At 36.4% G+C, this 17,200-nt stretch carries 14 protein-coding genes and 1 pseudogene; all 15 read right to left on the reverse strand.

Annotation, left to right across the window (positions count from 1 at the left end; translation table 11 throughout):
• A pseudogene (locus HMPREF2580_RS03245) lies at positions 1 to 153 on the reverse strand (dihydroneopterin aldolase); the annotation flags it as partial.
• Complete coding sequence (gene folP, locus HMPREF2580_RS03250; protein ID WP_070830385.1) at positions 131 to 934, reverse strand: dihydropteroate synthase; 804 nt, start codon at positions 932 to 934, stop codon at positions 131 to 133. The pseudogene HMPREF2580_RS03245 and the gene folP, both read right to left, overlap by 23 nt.
• A 309-nt stretch (positions 935 to 1,243) precedes the next feature.
• Positions 1,244 to 2,176, reverse strand: coding sequence for a cysteine synthase A (gene cysK, locus HMPREF2580_RS03255; protein WP_070830387.1), 933 nt, complete (start codon positions 2,174 to 2,176; stop codon positions 1,244 to 1,246).
• Positions 2,177 to 2,496: 320 nt separating this feature from the next.
• Complete coding sequence (hslO, locus tag HMPREF2580_RS03260; RefSeq protein ID WP_070830389.1) at positions 2,497 to 3,378, reverse strand: Hsp33 family molecular chaperone HslO; 882 nt, start codon at positions 3,376 to 3,378, stop codon at positions 2,497 to 2,499.
• A gap of 301 nt (positions 3,379 to 3,679) precedes the next feature.
• Entirely contained in the window at positions 3,680 to 5,809 is a 2,130-nt protein-coding gene (ftsH, locus tag HMPREF2580_RS03265; protein WP_070830391.1) for an ATP-dependent zinc metalloprotease FtsH, read from the reverse strand.
• Between the two features lie 299 nt (positions 5,810 to 6,108).
• Positions 6,109 to 6,648: a hypoxanthine phosphoribosyltransferase gene (gene hpt / locus HMPREF2580_RS03270; RefSeq protein ID WP_002445689.1), complete on the reverse strand. Its 540-nt coding sequence runs from the start codon at positions 6,646 to 6,648 to the stop codon at positions 6,109 to 6,111.
• 2 nt (positions 6,649 to 6,650) lie between these two features.
• Entirely contained in the window at positions 6,651 to 7,949 is a 1,299-nt protein-coding gene (gene tilS / locus HMPREF2580_RS03275) for a tRNA lysidine(34) synthetase TilS (protein WP_070830393.1), read from the reverse strand.
• A gap of 205 nt (positions 7,950 to 8,154) precedes the next feature.
• Positions 8,155 to 8,559 carry a S1 domain-containing RNA-binding protein gene (locus HMPREF2580_RS03280; RefSeq protein WP_002445691.1) on the reverse strand — a complete coding sequence of 135 codons (405 nt, stop codon included), beginning with the start codon at positions 8,557 to 8,559 and terminating at the stop codon, positions 8,155 to 8,157.
• 96 nt (positions 8,560 to 8,655) lie between these two features.
• Positions 8,656 to 9,057, reverse strand: coding sequence for a cell division protein DivIC (gene divIC, locus HMPREF2580_RS03285; protein WP_002445692.1), 402 nt, complete (start codon positions 9,055 to 9,057; stop codon positions 8,656 to 8,658).
• Positions 9,058 to 9,080: 23 nt separating this feature from the next.
• Positions 9,081 to 9,344 (reverse strand): RNA-binding S4 domain-containing protein, encoded by a 264-nt coding sequence (locus HMPREF2580_RS03290; RefSeq protein WP_002445693.1) that lies wholly within the window; start codon positions 9,342 to 9,344, stop codon positions 9,081 to 9,083.
• On the reverse strand, positions 9,341 to 10,531 hold the full coding sequence (locus HMPREF2580_RS03295) for a MazG nucleotide pyrophosphohydrolase domain-containing protein (RefSeq protein WP_070830395.1): 1,191 nt from the start codon (positions 10,529 to 10,531) through the stop codon (positions 9,341 to 9,343). Before HMPREF2580_RS03295 ends, HMPREF2580_RS03290 begins: the two co-directional genes overlap by 4 nt.
• Positions 10,528 to 12,069 carry a polysaccharide biosynthesis protein gene (locus tag HMPREF2580_RS03300; RefSeq protein WP_070830396.1) on the reverse strand — a complete coding sequence of 514 codons (1,542 nt, stop codon included), beginning with the start codon at positions 12,067 to 12,069 and terminating at the stop codon, positions 10,528 to 10,530. Before HMPREF2580_RS03300 ends, HMPREF2580_RS03295 begins: the two co-directional genes overlap by 4 nt.
• The gene (gene mfd / locus HMPREF2580_RS03305; RefSeq protein ID WP_176747463.1) at positions 12,059 to 15,559 is read right to left on the reverse strand and encodes a transcription-repair coupling factor; all 3,501 of its coding nucleotides are present in this window, start codon (positions 15,557 to 15,559) and stop codon (positions 12,059 to 12,061) included. The genes HMPREF2580_RS03300 and mfd overlap by 11 nt, the downstream gene beginning before the upstream one ends.
• Positions 15,560 to 15,564: 5 nt before the next feature.
• Complete coding sequence (gene pth, locus HMPREF2580_RS03310) at positions 15,565 to 16,137, reverse strand: aminoacyl-tRNA hydrolase (RefSeq protein WP_002445698.1); 573 nt, start codon at positions 16,135 to 16,137, stop codon at positions 15,565 to 15,567.
• A gap of 246 nt (positions 16,138 to 16,383) precedes the next feature.
• Positions 16,384 to 17,040 carry a 50S ribosomal protein L25/general stress protein Ctc gene (locus tag HMPREF2580_RS03315; RefSeq protein ID WP_002445699.1) on the reverse strand — a complete coding sequence of 219 codons (657 nt, stop codon included), beginning with the start codon at positions 17,038 to 17,040 and terminating at the stop codon, positions 16,384 to 16,386.
• Positions 17,041 to 17,200: the final 160 nt, after the last annotated feature.

Genomic DNA, 17,200 nt, shown 5'->3' on the forward strand with positions numbered 1-17,200 from the left:
TGTATCTTCTACATCATCTGATTGGCCTGCATCTTTCAAATCGACTTTCAAAGTAACATCTACAATGAATACTTGACCGATTTCATTTTCAGCTGGCAATACTCCATGATACCCGTAAAAACGCATACCATTAAGAAAGATTATGTCGTTCATATTCATTCTCCTTTAAGAAATCCATACTCTGAGCTAAACGGGCATTCAATTGAACGTTATGAACTCGAACAGCTTTAACACCTTTCATTATACCATAGGCAGTCGTTGCTACTGTTGCTTCATCTCTTTCTAAAGGCGTGGTATCCGTACCAATCATTTCTTTAATGAATCTTTTTCGACTCGTCGCTAGTAATATAGGATACTCGGTCGCTACAAGCTCATCCAAACGTGCCATTACTTCATTTTCTTCTTCGCGCGTTTTCGCAAATCCAATACCTGGATCCAACCATATCTTTTCTTGAGGAATACCAGCCATTTCTGCTTTGTTAGCTTGAGCCATGAGCGACATGAGCATTTCGTCTACAACTGGGTCATCTCTATGTCCGTCTCCATTATGCATTAGGACGATTTCCGCTTCATACTGAGCTACAACTTTAAACATTTTAGGATCATATAATCCAGCCCATTGATCATTAATGATCGAAGCACCTAATTTAAGACATGCTTCAGCAACTTCACTACGAAATGTATCTACAGAGATTTGTACATCGTATTGTGAGATTGCTTCAACAACTGGTATCACTCTCTCCATTTCTTCCTCTAATGTTACTTCTTCATGGCCTGGTCGTGTTGAAACGCCGCCTACATCGACAATATCCACGCCCTCATCCATCATCTCTTTGACGCGTTCAATCGCTTTATCAACCGAATTATATTGACCTCCATCCGAGAATGAATCAGGCGTGACGTTCAGTATGCCCATAATTTTTGTTTTCGCCATTTGCTTCACCTTTTTTCTAATTTATAACTTTATTTGTAGATGTATATGTATTTTTCTTAATTTTGAAAATTAAAATACACATACTACACGACTTACTATCAATCATATCATTCATAGACTACGCTTTTGAGTATATTTTTCATTCTTAATTAAAAATATAAAATTACAGAACATGATATGTTTTCACAATAACAAAAAAGACGAAGATGCAGGGCCAATCAGTCTTTACAATATCAATGCTCAAAATACATCGATATCATAACAACTTAGCCAACATCTTCGTCTATATATCACTTTAATTATTTAATATTAGTCATCAAATGAATATAAAGGAGTAGATAGGTAACGTTCACCATTACTTGGTAATACTGTTACAACTGTTTTACCCTTACCTAATTCTTTTGCTTTTTGGATAGCAGCATAGATTGCAGCACCTGAAGAAATACCAGCTAAGATACCTTCTTCTCTAGCTACTCGACGAGCCATATCCATTGCAGTCTCATTACCAACTTTAATAATACTATCATAAATTTCAGTGTTGAGTGTATCAGGTACGAATCCTGCACCTAAACCTTGTAATTTATGTGGACCAGGTTCGCCACCGCTTAATACAGGAGAAGCTTCTGGTTCAATCGCCACGATTTGAACGTTAGGATATTCTTTTCTTAAGACTTTACCAACACCTGAAAGTGTACCACCTGTACCTACACCTGCTAAGAAAGCATCAATTTCTTTACCTTCAAATTGTTCTACTAATTCTGGACCAGTTGTAAGTTCATGGATTTCAGGGTTAGCAGGGTTTTCGAATTGTTGAGGTTCGAAATAGCCGTGTTCTTCTTTAAGTTCTTTTGCTTTTTTAATAGCACCTTTCATTGCTTCTGACCCTGGAGTTAATACAAGTTCTGCACCATAAGCTTTTAATAAGTTACGACGCTCTTGACTCATTGTTTCAGGCATTGTGAAGACAGCTTTATAACCTTTTGCTGCACATACAAATGCTAAACCGATACCTGTGTTACCACTTGTTGGTTCTACAATTGTGTCACCAGGTTTAATTTTACCTTCGCGTTCGGCTTTTTCAACCATTGCTAATGCGATACGGTCTTTAACTGAGCCACCTGGATTTTGATATTCTAATTTGACATAAATATCTGCTGCGTCTTCATCAACTACGTTTCTTAATTTAACTACAGGTGTGTTACCAATAATTTGTGTAACGTTATCTACGGGCTTTTGTGCCATTAAAAACACTCCTTTTTGTTATATAATTATAAAACTTAGTTTTCCTATCGGATATAGATTTATTCTATCAGAATTTTCTAAAAAGAGAAACAGAATTGTCTTGTCCTCAATAAAAAACCTATACTTAACATATACATTAGAATTTTTCCCTACAGAAATCAAATTAAACGTAAGGAGATAACTGAACCATGAATGAAGATTAACTACTACGATACCGTCAAATTGGTGATATTAAGACCGTCAATCTTAAATTTCATGGGTTCAACTATCTCCCCTAAACATACTTTTCAGCTATTATTCAATCCCATTTAGCGCCACACTTACTTCATTGTCGCTAATAAATCTTCTAATTCGCCTTCACTATATTGATATTTATTACCACAGAAATGACAAACTGCTTCAGCACCATGATCTTCATCAATCATACTTTGTACTTCTGCTTCACCTAAGCCTTTGATCGCGTTTAAGAATTTTTCATGACTGCAATTACATACAAATTGTGCAGGCATCGTATCTAAGATTTGAACATTATCTTCTCCTAGAACTTCATTAAGAATACCTTCAGGTGTTAATCCTTGTTCAATTAACTTAGAAACTGGTTGCATTTGATTAATTGCATTCTCTAAACGCGTCACTGTTTCATCTTTAGCCCCAGGCATAACTTGGATAATAAAACCTCCTGCAGCTTTAATTGAGTTATCAGGGTTAACTAGAACACCTAATCCAACTGAAGATGGTGTTTGTTCACTTGTAGCATAATAATAAGTAAAGTCATCTCCAAGTTCACCGGATACTATCGGACTTGCTCCTGAGAAATAGTCTTTCATTCCTACATCTTTAACCACTTGAATTGAACCATCAGTACCTACTGCACGACTCACATCCAACTTGCCTTGCGCATTTAGTGGGAAGTGTGTTTGTGGATGGTCGACATATGCACGTACGTTTCCTGTTGCGTCTGCATCTGCGATAATTCGTCCTATTGGCCCTTTGCCGTCTACTGTAACAGTTAACTTTTGATCGCCTTTTAACATTGCACCCATCATAACTGTTGCAGTCATCGTACGTCCCATTGCAGCTGATGCTGTAGGCCATGTATAGTGTCTAGTTTGTGCTTCTTGCACAGATTCTGTAGTGATTGCTGCATAGGCTCTGATTTCGCCATCATATGCCAATCCTCTTACGATATAATCATGTGTCATTTGTCATTCTCCTTTTAATTTTTAATCTATTTCATAAGTTTTATTTTTAAATTCATTACTGATTGACTATTATACATCTGTTGTTTAGTAATATGAAATGTGTTGCTCATTTTGAAAATAAACATTCGAGTAGCCCGAAATAAATCAAATAAGCCTACCTCATTATGATTAATTTTAAACAAGCATACCTTCGAAATACCTTACGTTTCTATCATTCCACACTGAGCATCATCTCACACTAAAAAAAGCCTCTTCCTACTTCAATGATTGAATGAGTAGAAAGAGACTTAATTCAACTTAACTAATGTCTGTTATCAGGATTGCTTGGATCATATGGTTTATCGATATTTGGTGATTGTTCATGTCCAGTCGCTTCTGAATCAGAATCATGGTCTGATTCGCTTCCTGAACGATCATGATCTTCTTGTTGACGTTTTTCTTTATCGATTTCACGATCTTCTTTACGATCTTGTTCTTCTTCCTTATGGCCTTCTTCTAATTGTTCTTTACGAATATCGTCGTAAGATTTGCCATATTTACCATCACTATAATCTGTATCTTCATCTTTAACTACTTTTGCAGCGTCATAATCAACTTCAGGTAATTTACCTTCGTTAAATAATGAACGGATTTGTTCTGCAACTAATGTTTCTTCAGTAAGCAATGTCTTAGCAATCAGTTTAAGTTGTTCTTCATGTTCTAATAAGATTTGTTTACAACGTTCGTATTGTTCTTTAACGATACGTTGAACTTCTTTATCAATTTCATAAGCAATTTGACCAGAGTAATTAGGCTCGCCTTGCATATCTTTTCCAAGGAATACTTGGCCGCCACTACTACTAGAGAATTGTAACGGTCCGAGTTTCTTACTCATACCATATTCAGTAACCATTGATCTGGCAATTTGTGTTGCACGTTCAAAGTCATTTGAAGCACCTGTTGATACTTCACCAAAGTTGATATCTTCAGAAACACGTCCACCAAGTAAACCACAAATTTTATCTAGTAATTCTGGCTCAGTCATTAAGAAGCGATCTTGTTTCGGTAACATCATCGCGTAACCACCGGCTTGTCCACGAGGAACGATTGTTACTTTGTGCACGACTTCTGCTTCATCAAGAACCATACCAATAATAGTATGCCCTGCTTCGTGATGTGCAACAATATTACGTTCTTTCTCAGAAATAACACGAGATTTCTTAGCTGGACCTGCAATCACACGGTCTGTTGCTTCTTCAATGTCACGCATGTCAATTTTATTTTTACCTTCACGAGCAGCAATTAATGATGCTTCGTTAAGTAAGTTTTCTAAATCAGCACCAGAGAAACCAGGTGTTCTTTGAGAAATTGCCTTCAAGTCAACTGTTTCATCAAGTGGTTTGTTTCTAGCGTGTACGTGAAGAATTGCTTCACGACCTTTAACATCCGGACGTCCAACTTGAATTTGTCTATCGAAACGACCAGGACGTAATAAGGCTGGGTCCAAGATATCAGGACGGTTTGTCGCAGCAATCATGATGATGCCTTCATTTTCCCCGAAGCCGTCCATTTCAACTAATAATTGGTTAAGCGTTTGTTCACGTTCATCATGACCGCCGCCTACACCAGCGCCACGTTGACGACCTACTGCATCAATTTCATCAATAAAAATGATACATGGTGCGTTTTTCTTAGCATTTTCGAATAAATCACGAACACGGCTTGCACCAACACCAACAAACATCTCTACGAAGTCAGAACCACTGATAGAGAAGAATGGTGCGCCAGCTTCCCCTGCAACCGCACGTGCTAATAATGTTTTACCTGTACCTGGAGGTCCAACAAGTAAGACACCTTTAGGAATTCTAGATCCCATTTGTTTAAATTTCTTATTATCTTTTAAGAAATCTACAATTTCGATTAATTCTTGTTTCTCTTCATCAGCACCTGCAACATCAGAGAAACGAACGCGACGTTTATTACTGTCGTACATTTTAGCTTTAGATTTACCAAAGTTCATCATACGACCTCCGCCGCCACCACCTTGGGCTTGGCTAAGGAAGAAAATAAATAATAATGCAATGATTAATACTGGAATCAGTGTTGTTAGAATACTAACAAAGACACTTTGTTTTTCTTCTTCTTTAACTGTAAATTTCAGACCATCTTGTTTCTTAGCTGTGTCTGTAATTTTTTGTAAGTCTTTTTCATTGTTATATAAAACTGTTGATGAGTAATCGTCACCACTTTTAGTTTTACCACTTACCATATATACATTTTGTTCAGGTTGGATTTCTAAAGATTTTAAATCGCCTTTATCCAACTTATTAACAAATTGAGTGTATGTAAGTTGTTTAGGCATATTTCCATTACCGTTTAAGAACGAAAATACCCCAAATATAATAACGCCTATAATTGCGATAACTAGCACATTGCGAAAAGCTTTCTGCATGCGTCATTTCCTCCTACTTCCAATAATAAAACTAACAAAAATTGTAACACAATACTTCTTAGACAGGCTAGTATTTCAACTTTCGTATTGATTCTTCAATTTTAGTCAATTCCAACTATATATTTCTTTAAATTTTGCTATCTTATTCATTTACCATGTAAAGACAAATACGACTCACTTCAAAAAGGACCTATAGCGTATAAATCGAGTCTACACTATATCTAGCGAGACGCATAGTTATAATGTACGCGATACGCAAATCAATAGTGCTTGTATTCACTTATATTCCATCCCTACATTTATTTAGAATAAACTTCAGGTTTTAACGTACCAATATACGGTAAGTTTCTATATAATTCCCCATAATCTAAGCCGTAACCAACAACAAATTCATCTGGGATTTTTTTACCAACGTATTTCGCTTCTATATCCGCTTTACGACGATTTGGTTTATCAAGTAGTGTTACAATTTCTAAAGACTTAACTTTACGTGATTGTAATAACTCAGTTATAGATTTTAATGTTGTTCCTGTTTCTAAAATATCTTCAATGATCAGTACATCTTTATTTTCAATTGATGAACCTAAATCCTTTATAATTTGAACTTCACCCGTTGATTCTGTACCTCCGTGATAACTTGAAACATCCATAAAATCGATGGATAAATGTGTATCGATACGTTTGATTAAATCTGCCATGAACATGACTGATCCTTTAAGAATACCTACACATACAAGCGGACGATTTTGATAGTCTGCTGTAATCTTTTCACCTAATTCTTTACAAATATTTTGAATGTCTTCCTCTGTTAATAAAACATCCTTTAAATCGTTATGCATTATTATTCATCTCCATTATCCGTAATCATTATTAAGTCTTTAAAACGCTCATGGACATATAAGCACCCTATAGCTATGATTTCATTAGAATTATTAACCACTACAGGTATACGCTCTCGTTCATCAGCGATAATTTTTTGATCTATGAACAAACGACTTACTTTTTTATGCCCTTTTTTACCGTTAAGTTTAAACACATCACCATGACGTCTCGCTCGAATTTTTAGAGGGTATGACGTCTCAGGTAAGTGTTGATTAATATCAATTTTATAGCCATTGAATCGATATGTACCTGGCTGTTCTATCGTAATACTTGTTATGCTATTTTCTCTGTCTACTGATTTAGCCATTATTATTAATGTATCATATGCAATTTGAATTATCCATTTTTCTGTAACATCTATATTAAATTGAGATTTGTTATTTTGAAATTGTTGAAACCATTCATCGTATGTTTTTTGAGGTATTGCAAAGTGAAGTTTCAAATTTTCAAATAGTTGATCCATTACTATTGTTTTAACATTTGAATTGAGCGTATTAAAGGCTTCTCTTGAAAATGAATAGCCCATCTCGTCTTTATTTTCAAATACGAAGTGAGTGATAAAATGTTGCGCATATTCATTTAATAACTGTAATTCATTGTCATGCCAGTCCTTTAACCTCAACAAATGATGTGTATCGAGAAATGGATTGCGATTGATTGTCGGAAGGATTCGCTGTCTAATATCATTCCGCACATATTTCGTGTCTTGATTGGAATCATCTTCAAAGTAAGGAATAGTGTTCGAATGTTGGTAAGCTAAAATATCCTCTTTTGATACTTCTAATAAAGGACGACAAACACGATAATGTTTATAATTTGATATGAGTGACATACCTAAAGCACTACGAGTAGATCGACCACTTAGTAAACGATAAAAAATCGTTTCAAGTTGATCATCAAGATGGTGTGCTGTTAACAAGGCATCAGCATCGATTTTTTGAATTATTTCACCAAACCAATCATACCGGCGTTGCCGTGCTTCATGCTGAATACTATTACCCTTTTCTACTATTTGAGATAAATCGAGATGTTTCACATATAATTCAATATGATGCGCTCTGCAATAATCTTTAAGAAACTGTTCTTCTTCAACAGATTGATGACGCAAACCGTGATTCACATGAACACAAGTTAGTTTGCGATATGTATTATGATAATCATGCAACAAACTATGTAATAAAGACATGCTATCAACCCCTGTTGAAACAGCAACCACTAAGTGTGCATCTTTAGACCATCCTTCTGTGTTAAGCTCCATTATCTCACCTCACTTCGAAAATAAAATAGGAGTGGGCGAGAATTCAAAAGAGTTATATTTGAATTCGTCGTCCCACCCCGTAAGAGTGATACATGTGTTCAATCACCGACCAACATCTCTCTTTGATGGCCACCACATTTTGTTCTTATCCACCATTATTCATTGTATTAAATATGGCTCGATGTATGTCTAAATCTATTTTATATTAACGTCTTGAACCTTTACCGCCACGACGTGACTCTGTTTGACGTTTGATTGAAGTTAATTTGTCTTCACTATCCTTTAGGAAGTTACTTAATTTCTTCTCAAAGTCTTCAGTTTTTTGAACTGGCTTTCCATGATTAGATTTATTATTATGGTGAGGTTTACGAGGACGATCTTTAGCTTTTTTAATCGATAGACTAATTTTACCGTCATCAGCGATTGATAATACCTTTACTTCAACTTCGTCACCAACTGATAAGTGGTCTTCAACATTTTCAACGTAATTGTCAGCAACCTCACTGATATGTACTAAACCACTTTTTCCTTCAGGTAATTCTACAAATGCACCAAATTTTTTGATACCTGTAACTTTACCTTTAAGCTTGTTTCCTACTTCGATTGACATTTTCTAAATAAATCCTCCTGGTTAGATTCGATTTTATTCTTATTATATTCCTGTTCGCGTAATTTAACAATGCTATAATCAGATTATTTTATCATCCTAGTTATCGTCATCATCGGATGATTTAGATTTAGAGGATTTATTGTCACCTGGTAATCTAAATATAACTTCGCCCTTATTACTTAAATAATAGTCATCTCGAGCTACTTTTTCTATATAATCCTTATCATTTAAGTTATTTAATTTCTCTTTTAGAGCAATTTCCTCATCTTGTTGTTTTTGGAATTGGGCTTCTTTATGTTTTCTTTCAACCGCATCTTGATCGTTACTATGCTTTTGAATGACAAGCAACACGATTAAAATCAGTATAGCTGCTAAAAGTATACCACCAAATACAGCAATACGTTTACGTACGACACGCATTTTCATTTTTTGACGCTGTTTTTTCTTATTTTCTTGTGAGGTATACTGATTGCCTATATTCTCTACTTTATTACTCATTGCTTGTCACCTCCTTGTACATTTCACGCTTCATTAATGCGTTCTTCTTTAATTAATTCATACATGCCTTTGGCGTTTTCTTTTGTGGCATGTTCATTTAAACCCGTAACTTTAACAGTAACTAACTTCTGGCCAAAGCGAATGACGAGTTCATCATTTTCTTTAACATCGGTTCCTGCTTTCGCTACATTTCCGTTTACAGTTACACGACCTTGATCGCTAATTTCTTTAGCTAACGTACGTCGTTTAACAAGTCGTGAAACCTTTAAATATTTATCTAATCTCATGATTGATTCTCCCCTTGTTGTAAAAAATTTCTGAGGGCGTCTTCGTCAAAGTGTTTATTTTTGGTTTCATCATACAACTTCAAGAAATGCTCTGCAAATACTTTCTCGAATTTCACACGAGGCTTTTTACCTTCTTTATCTTTCGCTGCAGACCAAATCTCTTTTAAGTCTTCCACAGAATCAGCTTGTGCTTCTCCAAATATATGAGGATGACGACGGATCATCTTGGCATTAAGGCTTTCAATGACTTCTTTGATATCCATATAACCTTCTTTTTTGCCGATACTTGTGTGGAGTAGGACTTGTAGTAAGATGTCACCTAACTCTTCTATCATATGCCAATCATCTTCATTGTCAATTGCTTCGAATAATTCAAACGTTTCTTCTAACAAATACCGTTTAAGTGTTTCATGCGTTTGAATTTTATCCCAAGGACAACCTTTCTCGTCATCTACAAGTAAATCAATTGTTTGTACCGCAAAGTCAAAGTCTTGATAAAATGCTTTATCATCGTTCACTTTAGGAATGTATAAACTTGTAAGATTATTGAATTCATTTTCATAATGATCAATTTCATAAAGTGGGCATGTAATTACTTGAGAACCACCACTATGCGCACCTGTCACAATCTTCACTTCCCAATCGTCAGGGTAGCGTTCCATCAACGTTAACTTCAGATCAGCCGCCACCATTGCACTATACACTTGTGTAATCATCGTATGTGTGCGTATATTCAGCATTGACTCTTCTAAAGCTGTGCCATCTAACAACGTAAAGCCATCGTTAGGGTCCACATTTACCGCTTCAAAGATATCATCGATAAAGCTTTTACCACCCAAAGTTTCTACACTAATATCATCATGCGATTGACTATATTCGAGCAACTTTCCCGTCGTCGTCTCAGCCACGCGAGGATGACCCGGAACCGCATAAACAATATCTTCGAATTGTGCACGTTGTATCAATTCATTCACAATCGTTTCGTACACTTCTTCGAAAGTTGCATTATCCTCATAAATATCATCAAAACTTTCGAAGTGAAGTTCTGTCTTCAGTTCTTCGACCACGGGGTGATCTAAAGTTCTCGCATAGATTTTGGGTTTATTTTTTAAAAAGCGATAAATGCCTAGCGGTAAATCATCAATACTGTAATTACCTAAACCAACAATTGTAATAGTGTGACTCATGAACGTCTTCCTTTCTTAAAATGATAAAGTTTATCTCCAAAAGGTAAATATTTCAACTCTTTATAGCTTAATACATCAAACATCATGATATATATAATCAGAATGCCAATTCCTACGAAAGCACCGATGAATAATTCAATCAATCCCATCATTCGCCCGTGACTCGGAATCAAGAACATTACCGCTTGCACAGCAACACTCATAACAACCATGCCACCTACTAATTTAATAATAAACGAGCGCATCTGACTAAAACGATAATACTTCAGTACTTCTATTTGTAACACACCCACAAATATAAATAGCGATAGCACGGTGCTTAAACTGGCACCCAAAATACCAAATTGACTGATGCATATAACATTTAAAATAGCTTTAGACATCAATCCAAGTGTAATGCCAATCAATATAGGTCGTATATGATTTAAGACTTGTAACAACGCAATATTCATCATAATGAGTGATACGCACATTACTGTAACCATATAGACACTTAGTGTTGCAGTGAGTGCATTGTTCTTGAAAAAGACACGATTCATCAGCGGTAGCAGATTGATTAAACCTATTCCTGCGGCCGAACTCATCAACACGGTAATCTTAACTGATGCATTCGCATAGCGATTCTTATGGATATCATTACGATGTTGAATAGCTTCAGTGAGTAAAGGTATGAGCACGAAACTAAATGTTGTTGTGACGATTAAGCCCATTTGGATAAAGGATGCACCTCTATCATATATACCTTTATGCTGAATAGCTTCTTTAAACGAGAGCCCACTCACTTGTAACGTGTGTATGACTGTGAAACTATCGACAACTTGCCACAAGATGACGATAAGTTGGCTCAATGCATAGATTAATATAGATACGAATAATTGTCGCCAATTTACATGCACTGTGTTGCGCTTTAATTTTAAGGAAAATGGACGTGTCAGCACTAAATAAAGCATGGAACCTAAAAACCCAATAGATGAAGCCAGGATTGCTAATGTCCCTGCTTGGTAAACTGACCAGCCATGAAGAGAAAATAAGACAATCGCAATAATAATTAAGCCAACCCGAATGAATTGTTCTATTACCTGGGAAATAGCTGGAATATTCATCTCTTGTTTCGTCTGATAAAATCCACGCAACACGCCTAAGATACCAATTAATATAAAGCTAAAACTCGCCATTCTTAACATTGGCGTTAATCTGTCATCACCCATCCAAACCGCAATAGGATGTGCACAAATAAAGATGACGACAAATATGGCAAATCCAACATATTGTAAACGTAACATCACTTTCGAATAAGTCGAAATAGAGCTATTGATACCTAAAACTTGAGTGACGGCACTCGGTATCGCGTTCATGGACAAAATCATACCTAATGCCACGATGGGATAGACCTGTTGATATGCATATAATCCTTGATCTCCAAGTACATTCTGATATGGCACACGATAAATGGCACTCAAAACTTTAACAATAATGAGCGCTAACGTCAGTATGATGACACCATTAAACGCTGTTTTAGGCTGTGATTTACGCTTCATCTTCAATCGCCATACTTTCTTCGATACATTTAACTAAGAATTTCAAGCTATCTAGCCACTGTTTAGATTTAGTAAGCGTCACGCGCATTGCGTTATCTTGAACGCCTACTTTCATGGCTCTACCTAGTGGTTGCGACTGTTTGAATAGCTCTTCGCCGTTAATATTTTCAGTAGCTTTTGTAGAAAGCGATACCTCAATTGTCTTGCCTTTATCTTTAATCAATGTAATACCCGCATGGAGGGCATGTACTTTAATTTCAACAATATCTAAAAGACGTTCCACCTCAACTGGATAATCATTGAAACGGTCGATAAGTTCATCTTTAACATCGAATAATTGATCTTCGGTCTCAACTTTACGCAATTTTTTATAAATTTCAATTTTAGCTTGTTCATTTTGTATATATTCAGCTGGTAAGTAAGCGTCGAGATTCAATTCCACTTCTACTTCTGGCGCATCTGGGGTTTCTTCTTTAATGCCACGCTTTTCATTCACCGCTTCTTCAAGCATTTGTGAGTACAAGTCGAAACCAACTGAATCGATAAAGCCATGCTGTTGTTTACCTAGTAAGTTTCCAGCGCCACGAATATTGAGATCTCGCATTGCGATTTTAAAGCCAGAACCAAGTTCAGTAAATTCTTTAATCGCTTGTAGACGTTCTTCAGCTGTTTCATTTAAGACCTTGTTAGCTGGATGGAGGAAGTAAGCATACCCGATTCTACTTGAACGTCCTACACGTCCTCTAAGTTGATACAGTTGACTAAGACCAAAACGGTCAGCTTCTTCGATAATCAGTGTATTGGCATTAGGAACATCCACACCTGTTTCAATAATCGTTGTTGTAACCAAGATATCATATTCATGGTTGATGAAACTAAGCATTGTCTCTTCTAAATCACGTTCAGTCATTTGACCATGCGCAACCGCAATATTAGCATCTGGCATTAGCATTTGCAGTTGTTCGCGCTTTTCATAAATAGATTGAACTTTGTTATACAAATAGAACACTTGCCCATCACGGGACAATTCACGTTCTAATGCTTCTTTAATAAAGTTAGTGTTTTGTTCTAACACATAAGTTTGGACAGGGAAGCGGTTCTCCGGTGGCGTTTCAATGACAGATAAATCACGAACGCCTAACATACTCATGTGCAAGGTTCTTGGTATAGGTGTCGCCGTTAAAGTGAGCACATCCACGTTCTTTTTGAGCGTTTTAATGCGTTCTTTGTGTCGTACACCGAATCGTTGTTCTTCATCGACAATGAGTAGACCTAAATCTTTATACTGGATATCTTTGCCGAGCAATTTATGAGTACCGACCACGATATCCACGTATCCAGATTTCAAGCCTTCTTTCGTCTCTTTAATTTCCTTTGTAGTACGGAAACGACTCACAAGCTGAATTTCAACAGGGAAGTCTTGCATACGTTCAATCAGCGTCTCATAATGCTGTTGAGCCAGAATGGTAGTAGGAACAAGAAAGGCTACTTGTTTCCCTTCCATCACTGCTTTAAATGCTGCACGCACAGCAACTTCTGTCTTACCATAACCAACATCACCACATAATAAACGATCCATAGGTCGTTCACGTTCCATATCGCTCTTGATTTCTTCAATTGATTTGCCTTGGTCAGGTGTTAACTCATATGGGAAGTCATGTTCAAATGCTGATTGTTCTGCAGTGTCCTCCCCGTATTTGTAACCCACCGACATTTCACGTTCTTTATAAAGGTCTATCAATTCATCTGCAATATCTTCAACACTTTGTTGAACTTTGGCTTTCGTCTTCTTCCATTCTGTGCCGCCCAATTTGTTTAATCTTGGGGATTTATCTTCAGAAGCAACATATTTTTGAACCTGGTCCATTTGATCTACAGGCACGAATAATTGGTCAGTACCTTTATATTGCAATTTAATATAATCACGATGTGTATCGCCTACTTCAAGCGTTTCAACACCTAAATAACGTCCAACCCCGTGATGTACGTGAACGATATAGTCTCCCACGTTTAAGTCTTGATAAGATTTAATCTTTTCAGCGTTAGACAGCGTTTTAGTACGCTTACGTTGTTTCTTTTGTTTTGTCTTGAAAAGTTCTCTCTCCGTAATCACCACTAATTGCATGTAAGGTAATTCAAAGCCTTCAGACAAACTACCTTCTGTAACGATGGCTTGTCCGCTATCAACCTTTTCATGGATATGAGAGACCGTCGGAATGTGCATTTCATTTAACATGGATTGAATACGTTCAACTTTCGTTTCCGTCTCCACAAGTACCATAATTGTATAGTCATTATGAATAAATCTTTGAAATTCTGAACGCATGATGTCGTATTGACCATAGAATTGCTGAACAGGTTTACATGAGAATTTAATAATATGTTCTAGCGGCACTTGCATGGAGGATGTGAATAATGTGAAATAGGCCACGGGACGCTTTTCAAGTAATGTTTCGAAACCATCATATTTCATGAAACTTTGTCCTATAAACCCATTTCCACTCTCAATTAAGTTGCCAATAAAGTCATCCACTTCTGTTGTTAATGTCTCTTCCGTTTCTTTCACACGGTTAAATTCATCTACTGCGATAATCGCATCATCTCGGAAATAATCAATAATTGTAGATGGTTGTTCATACATAAACGCAACTAAACGTCGTAATAATTGATGATCAAAGAATGTAGATTCAAATAATTTGAAACTTTCATACGTTTCTTTTAAATCATTACGCACAGATTTTTCAATTTTAGGACGTGTATGTTCGTACGCTTCTTTTAGATGTGTCTGTAAATGCTGAATAACCTCATCTGTAATGATATAGTCACTCGCAGTAGTGATTTCGACTTCTTCAATATTTTCATTAGAGCGCTGCGTTTCAACATCGAAGTCTCTAATTGAATCGACTTCTGTATCAAATAATTCTATTCTTACAGGCGTACCTATAAGTGGATAAATATCGATGATACCGCCACGTAGTGAGAATTCCCCAATATGAGAAACCACACTTTCTCTGCGATAGCCCATATTCACTAATTTGTTTAGAAATGCATCGACATCTATGTCTTCTCCTACTTTAAGCGTCATTTGATGACTCTGCCACATTTCTACAGGGGTTAACCATTTTTTGAAACCATTTAATGGCACAATAAATAACCCTTTCACGCCTTGGGCTAGCGCCGTCAATGTTCTCACACGTTCACTCATTAATTGAGGACTCTGTGTTGAGAATTCTTCAGTCATAATATCTTGTACTGGGTACTTATACACTTCAGAACCATCAACGTATTGTAAAAGGTCTGCTTCAATTTTGTCTGCTTGGTATAAATTATTCGTTACGAGTAACAATTGCTTATGATCTTTAAGATACTTTTCAGCGATAATTGTCGCTTTAGCAGAAGGGGATAATCCCGTAACTAATATGTTATCTTGACCAAAAACGTCATCTAATTCCTGAAAACGTTTATCTTCACTTATATAATCTGTAATCATTGATTTCAATTGACTTCACCATTATATTCATTCATGACATGATCAAATCGTGATGACTCAATGAAAGCTTCGACAGCTCTAGCAGAGTGCTCAATCACCTTTTCCATCGTAACCATTTCTTCTTTTGAAAAGCGTTGTAGTACATAGTCAGGAACTGACATACCGTTCGTTGGTCGTCCAACGCCAATTCGAATACGTTTAAATTGATCAGTACCAAGCATCTTGATGATTGATTTCATCCCATTATGTCCTCCTGCGCTCCCCTTCTGACGCAAACGAACTTGTCCCTGTTCTAAATCTAAATCATCATATAATACGATTAAATCTTCTGTATCTACGTTATAATAGTCCATTAATGGCGCAACTGCTTCGCCTGACAGGTTCATCATTGTCATCGGTTCAATGAATAATACTTTGTCACCGTTTAAACGTTCAATCGTATACGCGCCTTTAAACTTTTGTTTATCTAACGTAAATTGATTACGTTCTAATAGATAGTCGATCACTTCAAAGCCAATATTATGCCTTGTAAGTTCGAAACGTTTACCTATGTTGCCTAGACCGACAATACACTTCATCTTGCTACCTCCATCGTTATTCTTAATCTATATTCATCTACGTGAGTTTTATTTTTGAAAATGAAGGGACGGCTCCTAACACGAGAGTGTCATGCCAATACGTCCTATCCTTCATCCAATTTCAAATAATTAATCATTCCTTATAATAACACAAAAAGCACCATGCTTATTAGTATAAGCACAGTGCTTGTTTGTAATTATTAATCTAAAGTCATCGAGTGATGATTGTTAGATGACAAGTCCGAATTATTCTTCTTTGTTGTCTTCTTCAGATTCTTTGTCTTCACCAACAACTTCTGGTTCTTCAGTTGCTGATTCGCCTTCCATAGCTTCTACTTCTTCTTCAGAAGGTTCGTCTGTTGGAGGAACTACTGTTACGATAGAGTCTTCTGGGTCATTTTCGATAGTGAAGTCACCAGAAATTTTAACGTCAGCAACAGAGAAGCTATCGTTGATTTGTAACTCACTGATATCCACTTCGATTGATTCAGGGATATTTTCTGGAGTAGCTGTTACTTCTAAGTCGAATAATGGTTGTTCAACTACGCCGCCTTCTTTAGCGCCTACAGCTTCACCAACTAAGTGAACTGGTACTTCTACAGTACGTTCTTCGCTCATGTTGATTGCTAAGAAGTCAATGTGAGTGATTTGGTTCTTTAATGGGTCAAATTGGTAATCTGAAACCATTACTTTAATTGTTTTAGAACCAACGCCTAAATCGATAACACCGTTACGTCCTACTTCACGGATGACTTTGATAAATTCAACTTCATCAACTTTAACTGAAGTATTTTTAGTACCGTAACCGTATACTACTGCAGGTACTTTACCTGAGTTTCTTAATTGTTTAAGGTCAGAACGAGTTTGTTTACCTTGACGGATGATTGACTTTAATGAAGCCATTCAAATTTCCACCTTTCAAATTTTGCAGTTCGAGCAATCATCAGATTGTCTTATCTGCTCCTCACTTGCCCATCAACGTTATCGTTGCTTGCAAGTGTTTATTTGTCCGTAAATTCACGAACGAATGTATTATACACGTTGATAGTGAATACGTCAAACG

Source organism: Staphylococcus sp. HMSC036D05 (genome assembly GCF_001836225.1).
GTDB classification, from domain to species: Bacteria; Bacillota; Bacilli; order Staphylococcales; family Staphylococcaceae; genus Staphylococcus; species Staphylococcus caprae.